Origin of the sequence: Burkholderia sp. MSMB2157WGS (genome assembly GCF_001532755.1) — a bacterium.
In the GTDB taxonomy this organism is placed as follows: Bacteria; Pseudomonadota; Gammaproteobacteria; order Burkholderiales; family Burkholderiaceae; genus Burkholderia.
The window spans coordinates 868702-892944 of record NZ_LPJG01000030.1; the positions used below are offsets into that span (position 1 = coordinate 868702).

The 24243-nt window shown below is 66.4% G+C and carries 16 protein-coding genes and 1 pseudogene; 8 read left to right on the forward strand and 9 right to left on the reverse strand.

The annotated features are described in order from the left end of the window. Positions 1-5 precede the first annotated feature (5 nt). Entirely contained in the window at positions 6-3077 is a 3072-nt protein-coding gene (gene fdnG / locus WT53_RS22385) for a formate dehydrogenase-N subunit alpha (RefSeq protein WP_082727519.1), read from the reverse strand. Positions 3078-3219: 142 nt separating this feature from the next. On the opposite strand from fdnG, the gene WT53_RS22395 reads away from it, so the two are divergent. The 3 genes from WT53_RS22395 (at position 3220) to WT53_RS22405 (ending at position 6621) form a co-directional block, all read left to right on the forward strand. Continuing rightward, positions 3220-4176: a YihY/virulence factor BrkB family protein gene (locus WT53_RS22395; RefSeq protein WP_060261602.1), complete on the forward strand. Its 957-nt coding sequence runs from the start codon at positions 3220-3222 to the stop codon at positions 4174-4176. A gap of 420 nt (positions 4177-4596) precedes the next feature. Beyond that, positions 4597-5754: a porin gene (locus WT53_RS22400; RefSeq protein ID WP_034205147.1), complete on the forward strand. Its 1158-nt coding sequence runs from the start codon at positions 4597-4599 to the stop codon at positions 5752-5754. 393 nt (positions 5755-6147) lie between these two features. Further along, the gene (locus WT53_RS22405; protein ID WP_034205148.1) at positions 6148-6621 is read left to right on the forward strand and encodes a VOC family protein; all 474 of its coding nucleotides are present in this window, start codon (positions 6148-6150) and stop codon (positions 6619-6621) included. Between the two features lie 146 nt (positions 6622-6767). Here WT53_RS22405 and WT53_RS22410 read toward each other — a convergent pair. Both WT53_RS22410 and WT53_RS22415 read right to left on the reverse strand, forming a co-directional pair. After that, positions 6768-7549 (reverse strand): annotated as a pseudogene (locus WT53_RS22410) (aminoglycoside adenylyltransferase family protein). Between the two features lie 272 nt (positions 7550-7821). Beyond that, positions 7822-8271 (reverse strand): HU family DNA-binding protein, encoded by a 450-nt coding sequence (locus WT53_RS22415; protein WP_011548077.1) that lies wholly within the window; start codon positions 8269-8271, stop codon positions 7822-7824. Between the two features lie 301 nt (positions 8272-8572). On the opposite strand from WT53_RS22415, the gene WT53_RS22420 reads away from it, so the two are divergent. Next, positions 8573-9691 (forward strand): acyltransferase, encoded by a 1119-nt coding sequence (locus WT53_RS22420; protein ID WP_034205149.1) that lies wholly within the window; start codon positions 8573-8575, stop codon positions 9689-9691. Between the two features lie 373 nt (positions 9692-10064). Here WT53_RS22420 and galU read toward each other — a convergent pair whose 3' ends face one another. Then, positions 10065-10952: a UTP--glucose-1-phosphate uridylyltransferase GalU gene (galU, locus tag WT53_RS22425; RefSeq protein ID WP_034205150.1), complete on the reverse strand. Its 888-nt coding sequence runs from the start codon at positions 10950-10952 to the stop codon at positions 10065-10067. Between the two features lie 230 nt (positions 10953-11182). Next, complete coding sequence (locus tag WT53_RS33905) at positions 11183-11326, reverse strand: hypothetical protein (protein ID WP_006479318.1); 144 nt, start codon at positions 11324-11326, stop codon at positions 11183-11185. A 217-nt stretch (positions 11327-11543) separates the two neighbouring features. Between WT53_RS33905 and WT53_RS22430 the strand changes: the two genes are divergently transcribed. Continuing rightward, positions 11544-12719, forward strand: a complete 1176-nt coding sequence (locus WT53_RS22430; protein WP_034205151.1) for an acyltransferase — start codon at positions 11544-11546, stop codon at positions 12717-12719. Positions 12720-13108: 389 nt separating this feature from the next. Here the strand turns inward: WT53_RS22430 and WT53_RS22435 are convergent, their stop codons facing one another. From WT53_RS22435 to WT53_RS22445, 3 genes are read right to left on the reverse strand one after another with little or no spacing between them, the layout of a single operon-like run. Beyond that, a complete protein-coding gene (locus WT53_RS22435; protein ID WP_034205152.1) occupies positions 13109-15577 on the reverse strand; it encodes a glycosyltransferase family 4 protein in 2469 nt (822 codons plus the stop codon). Continuing rightward, positions 15574-17040: a flippase gene (locus WT53_RS22440; RefSeq protein ID WP_034205153.1), complete on the reverse strand. Its 1467-nt coding sequence runs from the start codon at positions 17038-17040 to the stop codon at positions 15574-15576. The genes WT53_RS22435 and WT53_RS22440 overlap by 4 nt, the downstream gene beginning before the upstream one ends. A 49-nt stretch (positions 17041-17089) precedes the next feature. Then, the gene (locus WT53_RS22445; RefSeq protein WP_034205154.1) at positions 17090-19282 is read right to left on the reverse strand and encodes a hypothetical protein; all 2193 of its coding nucleotides are present in this window, start codon (positions 19280-19282) and stop codon (positions 17090-17092) included. Between the two features lie 469 nt (positions 19283-19751). Between WT53_RS22445 and WT53_RS22450 the strand changes: the two genes are divergently transcribed. The 3 genes from WT53_RS22450 to WT53_RS22460 are packed head-to-tail and all read left to right on the forward strand — an operon-like array spanning position 19752 to position 22853. Beyond that, positions 19752-20816, forward strand: a complete 1065-nt coding sequence (locus WT53_RS22450) for an acyltransferase (RefSeq protein ID WP_034205155.1) — start codon at positions 19752-19754, stop codon at positions 20814-20816. Positions 20817-20851: 35 nt separating this feature from the next. After that, positions 20852-21898 (forward strand): GDP-mannose 4,6-dehydratase, encoded by a 1047-nt coding sequence (gene gmd / locus WT53_RS22455; RefSeq protein ID WP_034205156.1) that lies wholly within the window; start codon positions 20852-20854, stop codon positions 21896-21898. After that, positions 21885-22853 (forward strand): NAD-dependent epimerase/dehydratase family protein, encoded by a 969-nt coding sequence (locus WT53_RS22460; RefSeq protein ID WP_034205157.1) that lies wholly within the window; start codon positions 21885-21887, stop codon positions 22851-22853. The genes gmd and WT53_RS22460 overlap by 14 nt, the downstream gene beginning before the upstream one ends. 100 nt (positions 22854-22953) lie before the next feature. On the opposite strand, the gene WT53_RS22465 is transcribed toward WT53_RS22460, so the two are convergent. Further along, positions 22954-24144 (reverse strand): O-succinylhomoserine sulfhydrylase, encoded by a 1191-nt coding sequence (locus WT53_RS22465; RefSeq protein WP_034205158.1) that lies wholly within the window; start codon positions 24142-24144, stop codon positions 22954-22956. Positions 24145-24243: the final 99 nt, after the last annotated feature.

The window sequence follows — 24243 nt, forward strand, 5'->3', positions numbered from 1 at the left end:
CCCCCTTACGCCTTTTCGACCTTCACCAGGAACGACTTGAATTCCGGTGTATAGGAGTTGCCGTCGCCCACGGACGGAGTCAGGGTATTGGCGAGATAGCCGGGCTTCGTCAGGCCCTTGAAGCCCCAGTGCAACGGGACGCCGACCGTCTGGACCTTCTTGCCGTCGATCGTCAGCGGCTTGATCCGCTTCGTGACGAGGGCGACCGCGACGATGTAGCCGCGCTTGGACGACACCTTCACGCGCTCGCCGTGCGCGACGCCGACTTCCTTCGCGAGGTCTTCGCCGATCTCGACGAATTGCTCGGGCTGGATGATCGAGTTCAGCCGCGCATGCTTGGTCCAGTAGTGGAAATGCTCGGTCAGCCGGTACGTCGTCGCGACGTGCGGGAACTCGGACACCTTGCCGAACGATGCCCGGTCGTCCGGGAACACGCGGGCGGCCGGGTTGTTCAGCGCCAGCGGGTTGCCCGGGTGCAGCGGGTTCGCGGCGAGCGGCGTCTCGAACGGCTCGTAGTGCTCGGGGAACGGACCTTCGTTCATCCCCGCGCGGGCGAAGAAGCGCGCGACGCCTTCCGGGTTCATGATGAACGGCCCCATCCCGTTTTCGGGCGGTTCGTCCGCCTTGAAGTCCGGCACGTCGACGCCCTTCCACGCGCTGCCGTTCCAGCCGATCAGCTTGCGGGTCGGGTCGAACGGCTTGCCGGCGACGTCGCACGATGCGCGGTTGTACAGGATCCGCCGGTTCGCCGGCCACGCCCACGCCCAGTTCAGCGTCTGGCCGATGCCGGTCGGGTCGGCGTTGTCGCGCCGCGCCATCTGGTTGCCGGCCTGCGTCCACGCGCCGCAGAAGATCCAGCAGCCGCTCGCGGTCGTGCCGTCGTCCTTCAGTTGCGCGAACGCGGCGAGCTGCTCGCCCTTCTTCACGAGCGTCTTCGCCGGATCCTTCGGATCGGGCAGATCGGCGAGCGCTTTGCCGTTGAACTCCATCGCCAGTTCCTCGGGCGTCGGGCTTTCCGGGTTCGCGTACGGCCAGGTCAGGTTCACGATCGGGTCCGGGTACTTGCCGCCGTCCTTCTGGTACATCTTGCGCATGCGCAGGAACAGCCCCGACATGATCTCGAGGTCGCTCTTCGCTTCGCCCGGCGGCTCGGCGCCCTTCCAGTGCCACTGCAGCACGCGGCTCGAACTCACGAGCGAGCCGTTTTCCTCCGCGAAGCAGGTGGTCGGCAGGCGGAACACCTCGGTCTGGATCTTCGACGCATCGACGTCGTTGTAATCGCCGTGATGCTTCCAGAACTCGGACGTCTCGGTCGCGAGCGGATCCATGATCACGAGCCACTTCAGCTTCGCGAGACCTGCCGCCGTCTTCACCTTCGACGGCGCCGCCGCGAGCGGATTGAAGCCCTGGCAGATGTAACCGTTCATCTTGCCGGCATTCATCAGCTCGATCGCCTGCAACAGGTCGTACTGCTTGTCCAGCTTCGGCAGGTAGTCGTAGGCCCAGTTGTTCTCGGCGGTGGCCGCGTCGCCCCACCACGACTTCATGAAGCTGACGTGGAATGCCTTGTAGTTCTTCCAGTAGCTCAACTGGTTCGGCCGCAGCGGCAGCTGCACGCGCTTCTTGATGTACGCGTCGAAGTCCTGCTCGGCCTGCATCGGCAGCGTCATGTAGCCCGGCAGCAGGTTCGACATCAGCCCGAGGTCGGTCAGCCCCTGGATGTTCGAGTGGCCGCGCAGCGCGTTCATCCCGCCGCCGGCGATGCCGATGTTGCCGAGCAGCAGCTGCACCATCGCGCCGGTGCGGATGATCTGCGCGCCGATCGAGTGGTGGGTCCAGCCGAGCGCGTACAGCACCGTGCCGGCGCGGCCGGGAACGGCCGTGCTCGCGAGCATCTCGCACACCTTCAGGAACTTGTCCTTCGGCGTGCCGCACGTCTGCTGGACCATGTCCGGCGTATAGCGCGCGTAGTGCTGCTTCAGCAGGTTGTAGACGCAGCGCGGATGCTGCAGCGTCGGGTCGACCTTCACGAAGCCGTCGTCGCCGCGCTCGTAGTCCCAGCTCGATTTGTCGGGGTACGCGTGCTTCTCGGCGTCGTAGCCGGAATAGATGCCGTCGTTGAACGCGAAATCCTCGCGCACGATGAACGAGAAGTCCGTGTAGTTCTTCACGTACTCATGCTGGATCTTGTCGTTCGTCAGCAGATAATTGATGACCCCGCCCAGGAAGACGATGTCGGTGCCGGTGCGGATCGGCGCGTAGTAATCGGCCACCGAGGCCGTACGCGTGAAGCGCGGGTCGACGACGATCAGCCGCGCCTTGCGGTGCGCCTTTGCCTCCGTTACCCACTTGAAACCGCACGGATGGGCCTCGGCTGCATTGCCGCCCATCACGAGAATCACGTCCGCGTTCTTGATGTCGACCCAATGGTTCGTCATCGCTCCACGGCCAAACGTCGGGGCAAGACCTGCCACCGTCGGGCCATGTCAGACACGCGCCTGATTGTCGAATGCGAGCATCCCGAGACTGCGGATGGTCTTGTGCGTCAGGTAGCCGACCTCGTTGCTGCCCGCCGACGCGGCCAGCATGCCGGTCGTGAGCCAGCGGTTGACCTTTGCGCCATCTTCGGCCGTCTCGACGAAGTTCGCGTCGCGGTCGGCCTTCATCAGCTTCGCGATACGATCGAGCGCGTCGTTCCACGAGATGGGTTCCCACTTGTCCGAGCCGGGCGCACGATACTCGGGATGCGTGAGGCGGTTCGGGCTGTGGATGAAGTCGATCAGGCTCGCGCCCTTCGGGCACAGCGTGCCGCGATTGACGGGGTGGTCGGGATCGCCTTCGATGTGGATGATGCTCGGCTGCGCATTCTTCGCCCCGTCGCCGAGGCTGTACATCAGGATGCCGCAACCCACCGAGCAGTAAGGACAGGTGTTGCGCGTTTCGACTGTGCGCGCCAGTTTGTACTGTCGGACTTCGGCCAGCGCGTCGGACGGAGAAAAGCCCATCAGGGCAAGACTCGATCCGGCAAGCGACGTGGCCGTCACCTTCAGGAACTGGCGCCGGGACATTTGTAGCATGGCGGTCTCGGCGTTATTGTGGGGTGGGGTGAAACTGAAAGGAATTATAGACAGTTCAGGCAACTATGATCGAATCCTCGGATCAATACCGATTTGTCCGACTAACTGCGATGATCCGCGTTCCGCGCGCAACCGAACCGTCATGAAACGACAGATCACTTCCGAAGCCACCCGTCTCGCCCAGCAGCAAGCCAACTGGGCCCTCACCGCGTTCAAGCGCTTCTCGTCCGACCGCTGCTCCGCGATGGCCGCGGGCATCGCGTTTTTCTCCGCGTTCTCGCTCGCGCCGACCCTCGTGATGGTGATCGCGGTGGCCGGCTGGTTCTACGGCGACGACGCCGCGCGCGGCCAGGTGTTCGAACAGGCGCACCAGTTGATCGGCGACGACGCGGCGGCCAGTATCCAGACGATCGTGCAGAACGCGCACCGCGCGGGCGAGCGCGGCGGCCTCGCCACGCTGATCTCGTTCGCCGCGCTCGCGATCGGCGCATCGGCCACGTTCGCGTCGCTCAGCGCGGCGCTCAGCGTGATCTGGCCGGCCACCGAAAGCCGCTGGTCGAGCATGCTCGGGCTGGTGCGGGTAAGGCTGATCTCGTTCGGGCTCGTGCTCGGCGTCGCGTTCCTGCTGATCGTGTCGCTCGTGCTCGACACCGCGATCACCTTCATCGGCACCTGGCTGCTGGGCAATTCGCCGTACGTGGTCGTCACGAACTTCGTGCAGTTCTTCGTCGGCATCGCGGTGCTCGCGGCCGCGTTCGCGTCGTTGATGAAATTCCTGCCCGATGCGCGTGTCGCGTGGCGCGACGCCGCGATCGGCGGCATCGTGTCGGCGATCCTGTTCTCCGGCGGCAAGAAGCTGTTCGCGCTGTATCTCGCGCATGCGGGCACCGCGAGTGCGTTCGGCGCGGCCGGATCGTTCGCGGTTCTGCTGATGTGGCTGTACTTCTCCGCGATCGTGCTGCTGCTCGGCGCGGAGTTCGCGGCCGCCCGCGGCGATGCGCATCGGGCGGCCGAGCATGCGGCACCGGCTGCGTCCGCTCAAGTCGCCCATCAAGCCGGTCAAGCCGGTCAAGCCGAGCATCGCCCGCGCGACAACTGATTTGCCCACCCGCTGAAAAACGCCGCGCATCGATCTCGCGGCGGCCCCGGCACACCCGCTCGCGGCTTTGCAGTCCCGACGTCCGCCGCGCATACGTGCGGCGCCGGCGCGTTCTCGACACGTCGACGCGCACGCACCTGCAATCGCAAACGTTTGCACACCCTCGTTTTCCTGCCGCAATGGGCCGAAACAGGGGGTCTGCCGGCATGCGCATCAACTATTGAAACAATCGCGGCGCAGCAATTGTCAACTATTTCATAAACAGGAACAGTCGTTGATGTGCTTGATATATATGGACTTTTTCCCGCTGTTACCTTTTCGAGACACTTTATTTTTTAAGCTTTCTTGCGTGTATGGCACTGAGCTATTCTCCAATCCGCAACAAATAACGATGAATCACTTGCGTGGAGAAACTCAACGATGAAGAAACTTGCTCTCTCGACCCTCTCGCTCGCCCTGCTGGGCGCGGCCGGCGCTGCTCAAGCTCAGTCGAGCGTGACGCTGTACGGCGTGATCGACACGTCGATCACCTATGTTCACGGCAACGATGGTCAAGGTAACAATTCGTGGTCGATGGGTAGCGGCAACCTGCAAGGCAGCCGCTTCGGCCTGAAGGGTTCGGAAGACCTCGGTGGCGGCCTGAAGGCGATCTTCCAGTTGGAAAACGGCTTCAACTCGGCATCGGGTGCACTGGGCCAAGGCCAGCGCATGTTCGGCCGCCAGGCTTTCGTCGGCCTGCAAAGCGACCAGTACGGTACGCTGACGCTGGGTCGCCAGTACGACCCGCTCGTCGACCTGGTTCAGGCAGTCACGGCTGACAACTACTTCGGCAGCGTGTTCGCCACGCCGGGCGACGTCGACAACAACGACAACAGCCTGCGCGTCAGCAACGCGATCAAGTACACGTCGCCGGTCTGGGCAGGCCTGCAGGTCGAAGCGATGTACGCGCTCGGCGGCGTCGCCGGCGCAACCGGCAAGGGTCAGACGTGGGCGGCAGCTGCAGCGTACAACAACGGCCCGCTCGGCCTGGCTGCAGGTTACTTCCACGCGAACAACTCGGCTCCGCTGAGCGCAACCGGCCAGCGCACCGGCTGGGCAGGCACGTCGGACGCGATCTTCGACGGCTCGGGCGCGTTCATCAACAACGCGTACACGTCGGCATCGTCGATCGGCATCGCGCAAGTCGCTGGCCAGTATGCATTCGGCCCGGTGACGTTCGGCCTCGGCTACAGCAACGCGCAGTACAAGGCGGATGCGAACTCGGGCTTCGGCACGAACCAGAAGTACAACACGGGCCGCGCGTTCGTCACGTACCAGGCATCGGCACCGCTGCTGCTGGGCGTCGGCTACATCTACACGAAGGGTAGCGGCCAGACGGACGCCAAGTACCACCAGGTTTCGCTCGGCGCGGACTACTCGCTGTCGAAGCGTACGGACATCTACCTGGTTGGCGCATACCAGCACGCAAGCGGCCACAACGCCGACGGCAGCGATGCGCAAGCGTCGGTCGGCTCGTACGGCATCGCCGGCAAGAGCTCGCAGGAAATCGTCGCACTCGGCCTGCGTCACAAGTTCTAAAAACGAAGTATCCGGCGGCATGGCGTCTCCGACGCGTTGCCGCCGACCTGGAAAGCCAGCCCCGGTTTCGGCCGCGGCTGGCTTTTTTTCGTCCGGCTCCGGCCGGCGGAGCCGACATCGCATGCCGCCGCCACCGCGGCAAAGCCGGGCCCCGACATAGGTCGGTGGCCCGGCAGAGGCACCTGGCGGCTGCAATGCCCCCGCAACGCCGTTTTCCCTGTCCGGAGAGGTCGCCGTTTCTCCGTAGGACGACTACCATCCGCACAGCCGGCGTCGCCCGGCTCGACCGATGCGGAATTTGTTCGCGCCGCGCGTCGATTCCGGCAAGCGTCGTCCGTCGTATCGATGGCGGCACACGGTTTGCCCCGGACCCATACAGACAGGAGACTCGTCATGACGATTCAGAAGATCACGCCTTTTCTCTGGTATTCGACGGAAGCCGAAGAAGCAGCGGCCTTCTATGCCGGCATCTTTCCGGATTCGCGCATCGTGCGCGTCACGGCGGTGCCCGGCACCGACGGCACGCGGATGGTCGAATTCGAGTTGTTCGGGCAGCCGTTCCTTGCGATGAGTCATCCGCGCACGGAGACGTTCAACCACGCGATCTCGCTGCTCGTCAGTTGCGCGGACCAGGCGGAACTCGACCGCTACTGGAGCGCCCTGCTCGACAACGGCGGCACGGCCGACGGCTGCGGCTGGCTGAGGGATCGTTACGGCGTGTCGTGGCAGATCGTTCCGGAAGCGCTCATCCCGATGATGGCCGATCGCGACGCGGTCAAGGCGGCGCGCGTGGCCGCCGCGATGATGCAGATGACCAAGTTCGACGACGCCGCGCTGAAGGCCGCCTTTGCGGGCACGGCGGGCTGACGACGAGGCGGCCAGCGCTCGCGCGACGCCGCGCCGGGTTGCCGGCATGCAGTCCGGCTCGACGGTCCGCGCATGGAGTCGGCTCGCGCGCGTTCGCTATCCGCGGCTGGCCGCTCAACCGGTAGCGCGCATCGTCGGCGCCGATGCTATCGCGACAGCATCGACTCGACCGTCCGCCGCGCGTAGCCGATGAATTCGGCCAGCGGCTCGTCCGACAGGATCGCCGCGCCCGCTTCGCCATCGAGATAGGCGGCACGCGCAGCCGCTACGACCGGCCGGCGCGCGTCCGGCAAGCGCTCCAGCACCCACGTCGCGGCGACGTCCTTCGACGCGATCCCGCCGGTCGCGGCGCTGTACCAGATGCGTGCGAGCGCGAGCACGACGTTGCACGCGTCGCCGCGCCAGTCGCCTGCCACTGCGCAACGGTGGCGAGCAGCGCGGCGGCGAAGTCGCGCGCGGGCGCCGGCTCGAACAGCACGTTCGCGGGCGGCCCGACCAGCGCGACACCGTGCTGTCGCGCCTTCGTCAGCAGGATCGCCAGATCGTGATCGACCCGTGGCGGCTCGACGATGCCGGTTTCCGGAACGCGGCGCAGCCATGCGCCGAATTGCAGTTCGCGTCGCGCCGGATGACGCCACGGCATCACGTCGCCGTGCGCGATGACGGTGACCTCCAGTGCACGCATGCCGCCGCTACCGGGCGGCGCCGACACGCCGAGCAGATCCGACATCGGCGCGCGGCGCGCCGCTTCGTCCGGGCGCACCGCGACCGTCACCAGCAAATCGATGTCGCTGCGCGGTTTCAGGCCGCCATCGAGCGCCGATCCGAACAGGTGGATCGCTTGCAGCATCGCACCGAACCGCCGTTCGATCGCGGCGCGCGCAGCGGCGACCTGGCCGGCGATGTCGTGCGCGATGGTCTCGGTCACGACGGCAAACCCGCGATGCGCTCGCTACGGAACGCGACGAAACAACGCGTCGCACGCATGAAGGTCGCCGCTCGGCGATGCGCATACGGATGCGAATGCGCGGCATGCGACCCGCTGCCCGTCGTGCGTCGGGCAACCGCTCGTCGCCACGCCGGCGGTTTGCTGCCGCGCGATTTACGCAGCGCAATAAAAATCCCCGCACGCTGTCGCGTACGGGGATCGCGGGACATCGCAACGGCTGCCGACTTGCATTCGGCAGTCGTTGCGCGGCATTACGCTGCCGCGTCCTTCAGCTTCTTCAGCGCACGTGCCTTCACGCGCACGCTGGCCGGCTTCGCCGGGAACCAACGCTCTTCGCCCGTGAACGGATCCTTGCCGAAGCGCTTCTTCTTCGCCGGCACGACTTGTGCCGTGATCTTCAGCAGACCCGGCAGCGTGAACTCGCCTGCGCCCTTCTTGTGAACCGAGCCCAGCACGACGTTCTCGAGTGCGACGAGCACTGCCTTGACCGCCTTCACTTCGACAGCTGCGCGCTCAGCGATGTGCGTTGCGAGCGATGCCTTCGTGAACTTGTCCTTCAGCGGCGTCGGAGCAGCCGGTGCTGCCTTCGCGACAGCCTTCTTGGCCACTACTTTCTTCGCGGGCGCAGCCTTTTTGGCAGCCACTTTCTTGGTGGCCGGTGCGGCAGCCTTCTTGGCCACCTTTTTTGCGGAAGTCGCCATGTTTCTCCTACCAGGTGTGGTCGTTGGATACACGAAGCGTGCAACGCGCGCGCTTCAACGCCGGATTCTACAAGCGCCTTGACGCTTCGTGCAGTACTTTTATGCGTTTTCACGGGGTTTCCCGCAGGTTTTGTTGCGCGCGACCGACTTCATCGACGCTCGAGGGTCCGTTTTACGCAGGGAGCGCACATGCGCAAACCGCCCCTCACGTCGAAAAACGCCTTCACGTATACGTCCGAACGCGAATTACGTTCGATATTTGCGCACCTATACTGGGCTCGCTCAATGCCCGGATGCCTCCATGCGCGAAGTCAGATACGTCAAAGGACTCGACGGCCTGCGAGCCCTCGCCGTCATCCTCGTTTTCCTGTCCCACAAGGGCCATGTCCTTGCCGTCGACGTCGGCAAGCTCGGCGTGTGGACGTTTTTCCTCATCAGCGGATTCCTGATCGTCGGCGAGTTGCATCGCAACCGCCAGGCGGTCGAGCGCGGCACCATGACGCGCCGCCACGCGCTGGCGCTGTTCCTCGCGAAGCGCGCGCTGCGGATCTTTCCCGTGTATTACCTGCTGCTCGCGGCGCTCGCGATCGCGCACGCACTGTTCTACCAGCGCGGCGTCAACCTCGGGCTCGCGTGGCACGCGGCGTTCCTGTCGAATTACTGGATCGGCGTCGTCAAGGACGGCTGGCCGGGCTCCACGTCGCACTTCTGGAGCCTCGCCGTTGAACAGCAGTTCTATCTGATCGCCCCGCTCGCGCTGCTCGCGGTGCCCGCCGCGCGACACGTCGCGCTCGGCGTCGCGGCCGTCGCGCTGTGCGCGCTCGCGCATCTCGCGCTCTACCTGTCGGACGCGTCGCCGGTGCTGATCTACGCGTTTTCCCCGTGGAATTTCGCGTTGATCGCGCTCGGCGGCGTCGGCGCGATGGCGCTCGCCGATCGCGGCGCGGCCGCCGCGCGCCGCGTGCCGCCCGGCTGGCTCGGCGCGGCCGGCGTCGCGTTCTTCCTCGTGCTGCCCGCCTGCACGGCGTTGCCCGATGCGGTCGCGGGGCTCGCGGATCTCGGCCTGTCCGCGTCGCTCGGCGCGCTGATGCTGTGGATCGTCAGCGAGCCCGAGCATCCGGTCGTCGCGCTGCTCGACTGGGCGCCGCTCGTCTATCTCGGCACGATCAGCTACGGCTTCTACCTGTTCCACAACCTGATTCCGGCGCGCTTCGGCGTGCTGCCCGCGTCGTTCGCGCACGTGCCGATACCGGACATCGTCCGCGACGCGCTGCCGGAAGTGCTGCAATTCGCGCTCGCCGTGCTGCTCGCGCACCTGTCCTGGCGTTATCTCGAAAAGCGGCTGCTCGACTTCAAGAAGCCGATCGCCGCGATGCTGGCCCGGCACTTCGCCGCGCAGCCGAGCGCGTCGCCGCGCTGAGCGGCACACGGACGCGGCACGCGGCGGACGCCGAATCGCAACGCCGCGATACCGGCGATGAAGTCGGCGGCCGATGGCATCGCAGCCCACGTTGCGTCATCGGGCAACGCCCACGCGCGCGTCATGCATGCCGCGCAACCCGTCCACCGATCCGGTCACGCGATGCATGCTTCGGCACCGGTTTCACGCGCGACATCCCGCGTCATCGGCACATTTCGCGCGCCGCGCGGCGCCGCCCTCCGCACATTGCCGGCACCACATGCAGGCGTCGCGCACCAGGCTCGTGCACGCGCAAACACAAAAAAGCCCCGGCGCGCGAGCGGCCGGGGCCAACGGAACAACCACCACCTGAAACGACGGAGCGCGCGGCCGCTTAAGCGACGGCAGCCAGCGCGGGCAAGCAGGTACGCAGGTACGCCTCGAATTCGCGGCTCACTTCCGGATGCTGGAGCGCGAGCTCGACGGTAGCCTTCAGATAGCCGATCTTGCTGCCGCAGTCGAAACGCGTGCCGTAGTAGCGGTACGCGAGCACCTGCTCGTTCGCGAGCAGCGACTGGACGGCGTCGGTGAGCTGCAGTTCGCCGCCCGCGCCCGGCTTGAGCTTGCGCAGGTGATCGAAGATCGTCGGCATGAACACGTAGCGGCCGACCACGCCGAGATTCGACGGCGCGTCCTCGGGCGCCGGCTTCTCGATGATGCCCGACAGCTTGATGATGTCCTCTTCCCACTCCCGGCCTTCGACGACGCCGTACGAGCGGCTGTCCTCGCGCGGGATCGTCTCGACCCCGATCACCGAGCTGTGATAGTGGTCGAACACGTCGACGAGCTGCTTGAGCACCGGCTGTTCGCCGTGCAGCAGGTCGTCGGCGAGGACCACCGCGAACGGCTCGCCGTGCACGAGCTTCTCCGCGCACAGCACCGCGTGGCCGAGGCCGAGCGCTTCCGGCTGGCGCACGTAGAAGCAGTTGACGTGGCTCGGCTTGATGCTGCGCACGAGTTCGAGCAGCTTTTCCTTGCCGCGCGCCTCGAGCTCGGCCTCGATCTCGTACGACTTGTCGAAATGATCCTCGATCGCGCGCTTGCTGCGCCCGGTCACGAAGATCATCTCGGTGATGCCGGCGTTGATCGCTTCCTCGACCGCGTACTGAATCAGCGGCTTGTCGACGACGGGCAACATTTCCTTCGGGCTCGCCTTCGTTGCCGGGAGGAACCGCGTGCCGAGACCGGCAACGGGGAACACGGCCTTGGTGACTTTCAACATGTTCGCATCCTGATAGCGTTGACTGCGCCGCGTCGACCCGCGACCCGGCGCGATTGTGTTCCGAACGGCATATCGAGAATCGACGGTACTGCCAATTCCACTCCGCTCATTTTCGATATGGACTGATTGCCCAATTATTTCGGAAAAAATATAATCGCTTCAATCCGGTCGATATTGCCGAACCGATTGCCGAAGCAGAAACAAATTACCGATTTTCCGGATACAAATTCTTACGATTCGAATTCCTCGATATAGGGCACGCCGCCCCGCTCGAGGCCCGGGCGGATCGGTTCGTTCTTCAGCGCCTCGCGGTACGCCGACAGCACGGCCATGACCAACAGTACTGCAGCGCTCGCGATCCAATGCATGTCCATCTTGCCGCTCCTTGCATCAATCAACTGGAGCTTCAAACTATCAGAAAAAAATCGACAAATAATTGGCGCCCCTCGCGGGCCCGCTTTCATCCCTGAATAAACCCATGATGTGGAATACCGGAATTTTCGGGCGGGATTTTTTTATTCATTGACCGAATTCTTGCGCATTACGATTGGATGAAACTTCCCGTCCATCCGTCGCAAGGAACCGAATCGCATGCAAGCTTTCAGCGGATCGTCTCTGGCCGCGCCGCCCGTCGCCGATCACAAGGAACACGTGATCGACGCGATGCGCGGCTTCGCGGCGCTGCTCGTCGCCTATTTCCACTGCCGCCAGGTCGTCTGGGTCGGCATGCAGAGCTTCCATCATGCTTACGGTCATGCCCTGAGCCCGGGTGCGATCGCCGGTTACCTGACCTTCCCGTTCGCGTGGGGCTCCGCCGGCGTCCCGATCTTCTTCGTGATCAGCGGCTACTGCATCCACCGCAACGCGGCACTCAAGCTCGCGGCCAACCCCGCGTACCGGCTCGACGCGCCGAACTTCTGGGTGCGCCGCTTCGCGCGCATCTATCCGGTGCTGCTCGCCGCGCTGCTGTTCACGCTCGCGCTCGACGCGGTCAGCCTGCAGATCGAGCCCGTCAGCCACAAGATCCGCGACGTCGGCCTCGTCGCGTTCCTCGTGAACCTGTTCTCGCTGCAGGGCGTCGCCGGCTACACGTACGGGTCGAACGGCGCGCTGTGGACGCTGTCGCTCGAAGTGCAGTTCTACGCGATCTACCCGCTGCTGTTCGCGCTGCGCCGGCGCATCGGCATGCCGGCCGTCGTGGCCGCGGTCGCGCTCGTCAACGTCGCGTCGGCGTGGCTGCTCGAACGGCACGACCTGCAGTTCTTCACGTCGTACTGGCTGTCCTGGACGATCGGCGCATGGATCGCGGACGTGCGCGCGCAGCAGTCCCGCGGCACGGCCGTCGTGCCGTCGCGCGCGTGGTACGTCGCGGCCGCCGTGCTGCTGGCCGCCGGCTGCGGCGCATTCCATTTCGGCCAGTACGGCGCATTCCAGCTCTGGTCGGCCGGCTTCGCGTGCTTCCTGTACCGCGCGCTCGCCCGGCCGCCCCGCCCGACCCCGCCGCTGCGCGTGCTGAGCTGGTTCGGCGACTTCAGCTACTCGCTGTACCTCGTCCACCTGCCGCTGTTCGTCTGCCTCGGCTCGGTGCTGTTCCACTCCGAACTGCAACTGTCGATCTGGCCGTCGTTCGCATTCATGGCCGTCGCGATTCCGGTGGCGTACCTGTTCTACCGGATGTTCGAACGGCCGGCGATGATGTGGTCGGCCAGCTTCAAGCCGACCCGCGCCGCCCGCGTCGTCGCGTCGTCGCCCGAACAGGCCGTCTGAAGCGGGCCGGCCGACGCGGTCGGCCCGTCCGGAGCCCTCGCGCGGCGTCTCGCCGTGCGGGGGTTTTTTCATGGCCGTCACGCGGTTGGGGCCGCGTCGCCAGGGGAACGGCAGCCTGCTGCCGTCCGACCGCGCTACGGCCCGCGTGGGCGGCTCGTGGCGATATCCGCAGCTGCGGCTGCAGCGCCCGATCGCCCCATGCTCCTGACGGCCCGATTCCGTTCCGGATGACGACCGGCCACGCTTCGCGACCGACGCCGACGCCGGGGCGCAAACCCGCCTCTCCGTCAAAACCACACGCGTCGCCCGCCGAACGGCAAAGCCCCCGCGCAGCGCGACGCCGCATGGGGGCCCGTTTCCCGCCGGCTCGCGCCGACCGCTACCGACTGCTACTTCTTCGCGTTCGCGGCCTTGGCCGCCTTGGCGGTATCCGCGAGGATCTTCTCGACCCGCTCCACGTAGGTTTCGGTGCCGAACCGGCGCACCGCGGTCGCACGCCCGCTCGCGACGAGCCGCTCGCGCAGCGCGCCGTCGCGCTTGAGCGCCGCCAGCGCATCGGCCAGCGCGGCCGCGTTGCCCGGCTCGCAGAGCAGCCCGTTGTCGCCGTCCTCGATGATCTCGACGACGCCGCCCGCGCGGGCTGCGACGACCGGCCGCCGCGCGAGCATCCCCTCGACGATCACGCGCCCGAACGGCTCCGGCGTGATCGACGTGTGCGCGACGACGTCGACCGCCGTCATGCAGGCGGCCACGTCGCGCTGGAACCCGAGGAAATGCACGCGTTCGTCCATCCCGTGCTGCGCGACGTATTCGTGCAGTTGCGCCGCATACTCGTCCTCGCCGAACAGCGGCGCGCCGACCAGCACCACGTGCATGTCGGGATGCCGCTCGGCGGCCTCCAGCAGCACGTGCTGCCCCTTCCAGCGCGCGAGGCGGCTGAACGAGCCGACCAGCCAGGCGTCCGTGGGCAACCCGAGGCGCGCGCGCAGCGCGGCCTGGCTCACGCCTTCCAGCGCATCGAACGGTTCGGCCGAAATGCCGTTGAACACGACGTCGACGTGCTGCGGCGTGAAGCCGGTCAGCGCGCGAAACGCCTGCGCGGAGGCGTCGGAGTTCGCGATCACGCGCGTGACGCCGAGCCGCGCGCAGTACTTGATCGCCTGTAGCTGCTTGCCGCCGAAATGGTCGGTGCTGACGATGTCGCGCAGGTGCCAGACGACCGGCTTGCGCGCGAGCCGCCCGGCGAGCGCGGCGACCACCATCGCGCGTTGCGTGTTCGCGTAGATCACCTCGGCGCGGCGCGCGCGCCGGGCGACGTCGCGCACCAACCGCACGAGCTGCTTCACCGCGCCGAACGACACGCCGCCCTGCTTGCGCACGCCCGCGAGCGCGCCCTGCTCGACCACGTCGACGCGCGCGCCGATCTCGTCGAGCGCTGCGCGGAACGGGCCGTCGTCGAACAGCAGCACGTCGGCGTTCGCGCGCATGTGCTTCATGATCTCGAGCAGCGACAGCTCGGCGCCGCCGAGCACGCCGCTCTGATCGAGCACGAGCGTCGCCGGGCCGCGCGCGGCCGGCATCGGTGCGGCCGTGCCGCGCTGCGCGGTCGAGCCGGGCAGCGCTTGCTCCACGTAGTCGAGGAAGCGCCGCCGGAACGTATCGGCGGAAAACCGCTCCGCGTTCGCGCGGCAGGCGTCCGGCGTGAAGCGCTGCGGTGCACGCTCGAAGTCGTCGACGGCCGCGACGATCGCGTGCGGCGTCTGTTCGTCGAAGAAGAGACCGGTCGGATTCAGGTTCGATTGCGGATCGAGCACCGTTTCGAGCGCGCCGCCCTTGCCGTATGCGATGACCGGCGTGCCGCACGCCTGCGCCTCGACGACCGAGATCCCGAAATCCTCCTCGGCCGCGAACACGAACGCCTTCGCGCGCCGCATCCGGTCGTGCAGCACCGCGAACGGCTGGTAGCCCATGATCTCGACGTTCGGGCCGGCCTTCGCCCGAATCTTCTGCATCTCGGGGCCGTCGCCGATGACGACGAGCTTGCGCTCGGGCGTGCGCGAAAACGCCTCGACGATCAGGTCGATCTTCTTGTACGGCACCATCCGCGACGCGGTCAGGTAGAAATCCTCCTTCACCGCGTTCAGCGAGAACGCGTCGACGTCGACCGGCGGGAAGATCACCGCCGCGTCGCGGTGATAGACCTTCTTGATGCGCCGCGCGATGAACGCGGAGTTCGCGACGAAGCCGTCCACCGCGTTCGCGGTACGCGTATCCCAGTTGCGGATGTAGTGCAGGATCATCCGCGCGAGCAGCGATTTCGGCCCGTGCGTGAGGTTCGACTGTTCCAGATACTGATGCTGCAGGTCCCACGCATAGCGGATCGGCGAATGCACGTAGCTGATGTGCACCTGGTCCGGCCCGGTCAGCACGCCCTTCGCGACCGCGTGGCTGCTCGAGATCACGAGGTCGTACTCGGACACGTCGAGCTGCTCGATCGCGAGCGGCATCAGCGGCAGGTAGCTGCGGTACTTGGTGCGTGCGAACGGCAGTTTCTGGATGAACGACGTCGTCACCCGCTTGCCGCGCACGAACGCGCGGTCGTCGAGGAAATCGACGAGGCTGAACAGGTCCGCGTCGGGAAAGCACGCGACGATCTGTTCGAGTACGCGCTCGGCGCCCGCATAGGTGACGAGCCAGTCGTGGACGATCGCCACGCGCAGCGCGCGCGCCGGCTGCCGCGCGCCGGCGCGCTCGGCCGGCACCGCGCGGTGCAGCGCGGCGGCATCGCCCGCGTGGGCCACGGCGGCATCGGCCGTGGCGAGATTCAGGACGGCGTGTTCCGCCAGATCGCGATTCATGTCGTTTTCCTCGCATTGAGACGGACGAACAGGTCGCGCACGAGCGCGCGCAGCCCCGGGGTCATCGTGAGCGACCACGCGACGTTCAGCACCAGCACGACCGCGCACATGCCGATCGACTCGCCGAGCCCCGACCACGCCTGCGCCAGAAATAGGCTGGCGAGCAGGAAGGCGAGATGGGCGAGCATGTCGAGCACGATCGCGCGCATCCGGATCGCCGACAGGTACAGCAGCACGCCGTAGTCGACGAGCGCGCGCGCCGCGACGACCACCGCCGCGCCGATCAGCCCGAAGTGATGAATGCCGAGCCACAGGCCGCCGACGAAGAACGGCATCTCGACGAGCCCGGCGAATGCCGCGCGGGCCGGGTTCACCTGCGACTGGATCAGGATGCGCGTGACGCTCGCCTGACCGACGAGCCACACGCTGATCACCAGCACACGGCCCACCGGCGCCGAATGCGCGGCGAGATCGGCGCCCACCCACAGCGTGAGGAACGGCGCGAGCGCGAAGATCGCGACGATGCCGACCGGCGTGAACACGCCGTTCAGGAATTCGAGCGACTGGCGCGCGAGCGTGTCGGCATGGTCGCGGCCGACCGCCGACAGGCGCGGAAACAGCGTGCGCACCAGCGCGTTCGGCAGCATGTTCAGGCGCGTGACGAGGTTCTGCGGCACCGTGTAATAGGTGACGAACTTCGCGCCCATGCCGGCGCCGAGCATCACGCGATCGAGCGTGTCGGCGATCATGCTCGTCATGCTCGCGATCAGCATCCAGCCGCCGAAGTTGAACAGCCCTTTCGCAGTGCCCCACTGCGGCGGGTCGATGCGCCGGATCCCGAGCACCTTGATGCTCGCGTGACCGAGCATCGCCGCGGCGATCAGCCGCGCGACGACGGCCGCGGCGAGCACCGTCTGCAGGTTCGGCGCGATCCACCACGCGGCGCCGAGCGGCAGCAACTGGAACAGGAACGTACCGATCGTCTGGTTCGTGTTGAACACGCCGAACCGTTCGGCGCCATTGATCGCGCCGGCGAACACCCACGACACGTTCGCGAGCGGAATCGCGAGCGCGAGCCACGGCAGCGCCAGATACACCTCGTGCTGCATCGCGGCCGACACTTTCGTGAAATACGCGGTGTAGACGAACGCGCCGAAGTAGATCAGCAGCCCGCCCGCGATGCCGGTGCCGAGATTCAGCCAGAACGCGCTCCAGAACACCCGCGCGCTTTCGTCGGCGTTGCCGCTCGCGAGCGCCTTCGAGATGTGGTTCTGCGCGGCCATGCTCATCCCGAGATCGAGGATCCCGAAATAGCCGATCAGCGTCCACACGAGGCTGACGACGCCGTAGCGTTCGACGCCGAGCGCATGGATATAGGCGGGCACCGTCACCAGCGACACGAAGGTCGGCAGGATCAGCCCGATGAAGTTGATCGAAACGTTCTTGAGTATGCCTTTGTCCATGCTCATGCCTTGTGTGACGGCGACGACGTCGCGAGCGGCGCGCCGCCCGTCACGGTTTCCAGCGATACATCAGCACCTTGCCGCGCGCGTCTTCCTCGACGAACACCAGGTATTCGCCGTTTTCGCGCCGGAATGCGCTGATGCCGAACGGCACGTCGACCCAGCCGGACGCCTTGCCGACCTCCGCGCCCGGGCTCATCACGCCCACTTCCTTGCCCGTGTCCTTGTCGTACACGTGGATCTTGCCGACCGGCTCCACGGTGAAGATGTAGCGGCCCTCGACCGTGATCCCGATCAGGTCGAAGATCGGCTTCGCATCGAGCTTCCACGGCAGCGCCACCTGGTAGCGCAGGACCGGCGAGCCCGTCGACCACTTGTCGAAGCGGATCAGCACGCGCCCCACTTCCTTGTTGATGCCCGGCTGCGGCGGCGCGTCGGCCGTGTAGCCGGTCACGTACAGCGTGTCGGTCTGCGGCTCGTAGATCGCACGGCGCAGCTGCGTGAACGGCTGCGGCATCGGGTAGGTCGTGACCTTGTCGTACGAATAGATCGGGTTGCCGGCCTTGTCGACACCGCCGTACTGGAAGCGGTGGATGCCGCGCACGTCGCTCGTGCGCCAGATGTCGCCCTTCGTGTCGACCCACCAGCCCCAGCCGCCCGCCTTCGCCTTGCCGGTCGTGTTGATCTCGAACTCGTCCGCGTCGATCCGGCCGTTGCCGTTCGCGTCGCGCCACAGCCAGTCGCCGCCCGGCGGCTTGTTCGGCACCTTGTCGACCGGCCGCGCTCGGCCCGCGATCAGGCCGGACGGAATCGCGACCTCGCCGTCCCGCTTCGCGTCGAAGCGGTAGATCTTCAGGTGATCGGCGTACATGTCGGTCAGGTACAGGAACGTGCGGCCGTCGACGCGCCGCGCGATCGGCATGCCCGGATACTGGTCCGTGTGGAACACCGGATCGTCCGGATACTTGAAGCGGTTCGACAGGAAGCCGACGTACTTCCAGTCCTGGCCCGGCGGCTTCGACAGGTCGAGCTCGAAGCGCTTGTTGCCCGTGTACACGCTGTTCGGCCGCGCGGGGTCGAGCCATGCGCCGTCGACGAACAGCAGCCCCTGCACCTGCCAGCGCAGCTTGCCGTCCGGCGTATAGCTTTCCAGTACCGCGCCGAGCCCCGCGCCGATCGTGTCGTGGCGCGGCCCGATCCCGTTCATCGACACATAGATGTTGCCGACACGGTCGACGCCGACGCCCGTCAGCCCGTTGAAGCGCTGCGGCCCGGGCCGGCCCGGCACCGGGCCCGCGAAAATGCCGCCGCGCTCGCCGAGCGTGCCCGACTGCGCATAGCCCTTGCCGCCTTTCGAGAAGATCAGGATCTGCTGGCGCGGCCCGTTGTCCGCGACCAGCACGCGCCCTTTCGCATCGACCGCCACGTCCACCGCGTCGGTGCCTTCCGGCAACGCCGGCGCGTCGTCGAGCTTGCTGCCGTCGGCCCGCACGTGCACCAGATGCGCAGGCCCGCCCAGCGTATCGGTCAGCAGCCACAGCGTGCCGTCGCCCGCGAGCGCGATGCGGCCCGGCTCGTGGGCGCTCCACGTGCCCTTCCGTTGCATCGTCTCCGCGTCGTACACCTCGACCGCGTCGCGCGACGGATTGGTCGCGAACAATGACTTGTCGTCGGCCGCGAGGCCGCCCACCTCCGCCTTCGCGTCGCCCACTTCCGAGCGCGCGGGCGCCGGCACCTCGTTCATCACCATGAAGCTCGCGGCCATCCGCGCGCGGCCGGCGTCGGCACGCCCGCCCGGCGCGACTTGCGGCGACGCGCGAAACGGCGCCGGCTGCTTCATGTCGCCGATCGTGCGCCGCGAGATGCCGAACCATTGCTTGCCCTTGTCCGGCCAGATGCCGGGCGACTGCAGGTGACCGCGCTCGTTGCCCACGCCGATCGCGACGTACGCATATTTGCTGTTGACCGCGATCGCGTTGCCGCCGAGATTGCCCCAACCGTGCGTGCCGCCGGCGAAGCCGAGCATCTTCCCGTCCTGGTACACGCTCGCCTCGGCGCCGCTCTCGTCCCACGGCGCATTCGTATACACCTTGCCCTCGGGCGTCACCGCGATCGCGCGGATGTCGATCTGCGTCCATGCGCCGTCGCCATAGCCGAACGTGTTGCCGATCCACGACGTCGTCGCGGGCAACACCGTTTCGGCCGGCACGGCGCTCGTCAGCAGTGCCGCGCATACCGTCATGCCAACCAGAATCAGACGTCGCAATGCGCTTCTCCAGACTCGATACAACAGCGACCGGCGCCGCCACGGATCGCCCGCGGCCGCGCCCTGTCGCTAAATGGGTTTCAAACGTCGCGATGCAGGTTACAAGCAAAAATAATCACAAGAAATTTGGAAATATTTGGGGATGTTTCTGCCTGAAATATCGAACCGGAACAGCCTGTAAATGACGCCCGGAAACGGCAATAACGACCGCCCGTCGGCCGTCGCCGTGTAGAAAATTCCGCTCTGCGCCGCCCGTCGTGCCCGCCCGGCCGCCAACCTTTCATCTCGCGATCGTGATAACCGGCATTTGGATGTTCGCCGGCAGATAAATGTCGCGCGTTTTTTTACCGATTTCTTTTCCCTAGAATCGATTTCGATTTCATATTTCATTTAAAGGCATGCAATACGTACACGCATCGGATGCGGGTCGTGAAGGAGCCGCGCGATGACGGCCCTGTCGCGCCCCGCCGACCTCGCCCCGCCGCAACACGGCCGCATCGTCCAGCTCGACGGGCTGCGCGCGATCGCGGTCGGCGCCGTGTTCCTGCAGCATGCGCTGAAGGCGCCGCTGTGGATGGGCGTCGATCTGTTCTTCGTGCTGAGCGGCCTGCTGATCACCGGCATCCTGCTCGATCGCAAGGCGCGCGGGCAGTCGTACTTCAGCCATTTCTATGCGCGCCGCGTACGCCGCATCCTGCCCCCGTACGTGCTGCTGCTGGCGGTGTCGACGCTGCTGTTCGGCGCGAGCTGGCTGCCGCATTGGCCGTGGTTCGCGTTCTTCTCGACCAATATCGGGCTGTCGCTCGGCAGCATCGGCCATGACAGCCTGAACGTGCTGTGGTCGCTCGCGGTCGAGGAGCAGTTCTACATCTTCTGGCCGTTCGTCGTGCTCTGGTGCTCGGAGCGCGCGCTGCTGTGGGTCGCCGCCGCGCTGATCGTCGCGGCGCCGGTGCTGCGCGCGATCGCGACACCGTGGTTCGATTCGTTCTGGCCGATCTACTACCTGACGCCGTTCCGGATGGACCTGCTCGCGGCCGGCGCGTTGCTCGCGATCGTGCTGCGCCGCGACCGGCGCGCGCTGGAGCCGTTCTATCCGCTCGCGATCGTCGGCGCGCTCGTGTCGCTGGCGATCCTCGGCTGGCTGCACCTGTCGTTCCCGCGCTTTCGCGCCGCGAACACGCCGCTGTCGAATGCGGCGCTCTACAGCATCTCGCTGTTGCTCTGCACGTCGATCGTCGTGATCGCGCTGCGCGGCCGCGGCCTCGTGCAGCGCGTGCTGACGAACCCGCTGCTCGTCTACGTCGGCACCGTCAGCTACACCGTCTACCTGATCCACCTGAGCGTGCTGTACGCGCTGTGGCCGCTGCACCTGAACCGCTTCGTCACGGCCGCGCTCGCGCTCGCGATCACGCTCGCTTACGCCACGCTGAGCTGGTACGGCTTCGAACGGCGCCTGACGCGCGGGCCTGCGCGCCGTGCGTTGCCGGCTGCCGCCGGCACGACCGCCTGAATTTCATCATCCATCGCTTCTACCAGGACAACGCCATGAGCCAAACGCGTAAAAAGGCCATCATCACCGGAATTTCGGGGCAAGACGGTGCGTACCTGACCAAACTGCTGCTCGACAAGGGCTACGAAGTCACCGGCACCTACCGCCGCACCAGCTCGGTGAATTTCTGGCGCATCGCCGAGCTTGGCGTCGACACGCATCCGAATCTGACGCTCGTCGAACACGACCTGACCGATGCCGGTTCGAGCCTGCGCCTGCTCGAACGCACGCAGCCGGACGAACTCTACAACCTCGCCGCGCAAAGCTTCGTCGGCGTGTCGTTCGACCAGCCGGCGACGACCGCCGAAGTGACCGGCATCGGCCCGCTGAACCTGCTCGAGGCGATTCGTGTCGTGAGCCCGAAGACGCGCTTCTACCAGGCGTCGACGTCCGAGATGTTCGGCAAGGTGCAGGCCATTCCGCAAACGGAAACCACGGCGTTCTATCCGCGCAGCCCGTACGGCGTCGCGAAACTGTACGCGCACTGGATGACCGTGAACTACCGCGAATCGTACGGCCTGTTCGGCAGCAGCGGGATCCTGTTCAACCACGAATCGCCGCTGCGCGGCCGGGAATTCGTCACGCGCAAGATCACCGACACGATCGCGAAGATCAAGCTGGGCAAGGCGACCCGCCTCGAACTGGGCAATCTCGACGCGAAGCGCGACTGGGGCTTCGCGCTCGAATACGTCGAAGGCATGTGGCGGATGCTGCAGGCCGACGAGCCCGACACCTACGTGCTGGCCACCAACCGGACCGAAACCGTGCGCGACTTCGTGCGGATGGCGTTCGCGGCGGCCGGCTACCAGATCGAATGGAGCGGCAAGGGCGAGCAGGAGCGCGGCCTCGACGCATCGACCGGCAACGTGCTCGTCGAAGTGAACCCGAAGTTCTACCGCCCGGCCGAAGTCGATCTGCTGATCGGCTGCGCGGACAAGGCGAAAAGCAAACTCGGCTGGGCACCCAGGACGACGCTCGAACAACTTTGCCAGATGATGGTCGAAGCGGATTTGACGCGGAACCAACACCATGACACGTTCTGAAACCGGGCGTCCGTCGCGCCGTGCGTTCGTCACGGGCCTGACGGGCTTCACCGGTCGCTACATGGCCGAACGCCTGCAGGCGGCCGGCTATGACGTCTGGGGCACGATCGCGCCCGGCGCGCCCCGCCCCGCCGATCCGGCGTTCGCACACTGCACGCTGGTGCCCGTCGACCTGCTCGACGCGGATGCAATGCGCGCGGCCGCGGCCGACGCGCGACCCGACGCGGTCGTGCATCTCGCCGCGCGCGCGCATGTCGCCCAGGACGAGCCGTCGCAGACCTACGCGGTCAACATCGTCGGCACGCGCAATCTGCTGGCGGCGCTCGCCGGCCTCGACCGCCGCCCGTCGGCCGTGCTGCTGGCAAGCAGCGCGAACGTCTACGGCAACTCGACGGCCGGCGTGCTCGACGAAACCGTCGCGCCTGCCCCGGCGAACGACTACGCGGTCAGCAAGCTCGCGATGGAATATGCGGCCAAGCTATGGGCCGACCGGCTTCCGATCGTGATCGCACGGCCGTTCAACTACACGGGCGTCGGCCAGAGCGATGCGTATCTGCTGCCGAAACTCGTCGCGCACTATGCGTCCAACGCGCCGCGGATCTCGCTCGGCAACCTCGACGTGAGTCGCGATTTCTCCGACGTGCGCGACGTGACGGCCGCCTATCTGAAGCTGGTCGAAACCGCGCCAGCCGGCGAGACGTTCAACGTCTGCTCGGAGCGCGCGTATTCGCTGAAGGAAGTGCTGGCGATGCTGTCGCGCATCGCCGGCTACGTGATCGACGTGACGATCGATCCGCGCTTCGTGCGACACAATGAAGTGAAAAGCCTGAGCGGGTCGCGCGACAAGCTGCGGCGCGCGGTAGGCGAATTGCCTGTCACGCCGCTCGACGAAACGCTGCGATGGATGGTGGACGCAATGCGTGCCGCTCCGCACGGGCAGCACGCCGCCGGCTGAACGGGAAAACACGCGCGCGACGGCATGCGCCGAAACGACAACGGGCCGCTCTTTCGAGCGGCCCGTTTCATCGATGCCGAACGAACCTCGGCCGTATCGCTCAGCCGTCCAGCCCGCGCGCCAGATCGTTGCGAATGTCGCCCGCGTGCTCGAGGCCGACCGCGAGGCGGATCAGCCCTTCGGTGATTCCCGCCGCCGCGCGCGCTTCCGGCGTGATGCGGCCGTGCGTCGTGGTGGCCGGATGCGTGATCGTCGTGCGCGTGTCGCCGAGGTTGCCGGTGATCGACACCAGCCGGGTGCCGTCGATCACGCGCCATGCGTTCGCGCGCTGCTGCTCGGGCGTGTCGCCCTTCAGCTCGAACGACACGATCGCGCCGCCCGCCTTCTGCTGGCGCTTCGCGAGTTCATGCTGCGGATGCGATTCGAGCCCCGGATAGAACACGCGCGCCACCGCCGGATGCGAGTCTAGCCAGCGCGCGATCTCCAGCGCGTTCGCCGATTGCTTCTCGACGCGCAGCGACAGCGTCTCCATCCCCTTCAGCAGCACCCACGCGTTGAAGGCCGACAGCGTCGGCCCCGCGCTGCGCACGAACGGGAACACCTTGCCCATGATGAATTCCTTCGAGCCGACCAGCGCGCCGCCGAGCACGCGGCCCTGCCCGTCGAGGAATTTCGTCGCCGAGTGCATCACGACGTCCGCGCCGAGCTTCAGCGGCTGCTGCAGCACCGGGCTACAGAAACAGTTGTCGACGACGAACAATGTGTTCGCGGCCTTCGCGATCCTGCCGATTGCCTCGATGTCGGCGAGCTCGGTCAGCGGGTTCGACGGCGTCTCGAGGAAGAACATCTTCGTTTCCGGCCGCACGGCTTCCTGCCACGCGTTCAGGTCGGTCGGGTCGACGAAGGTCGTCGTGATCCCGAACTTGCTGAAGATCTGCGAGAACATCCCGAGCGTCGAGCCGAACAGGCTGCGCGAGCTGACGAGGTGGTCGCCCGCCTGCAGCGCGGACATCACGACCGACATGATCGCGGCCATGCCCGACGCCGTCGCGATGCACGCCTCGCCGCCCTCGAGCGCGGCGAGACGCTCCTGGAACATGGTGACGGTCGGATTCGTGAAGCGCGAGTACGTGAAATAGTCTTCCGAATTCGCGAAGCGCTCGGCCGCGTCGGCAGCGCTCGAGAAGCAGAAGCTCGACGTGAGGAACAGCGCTTCCGAATGTTCGTTGAAGTCGCTGCGCAGCGTGCCCGCGCGCACGGCAAGCGTGTCGAAGTTGAGGGAGTCGTCCATGTTCCGTTTTCCGTATTCGATGGCCGCGCCGACGGTCGTGCATGCGGCGCGGACCCGGTCAAAACCCAGGCCAAAAACAAAAAGCCCGCTATGCGTCGG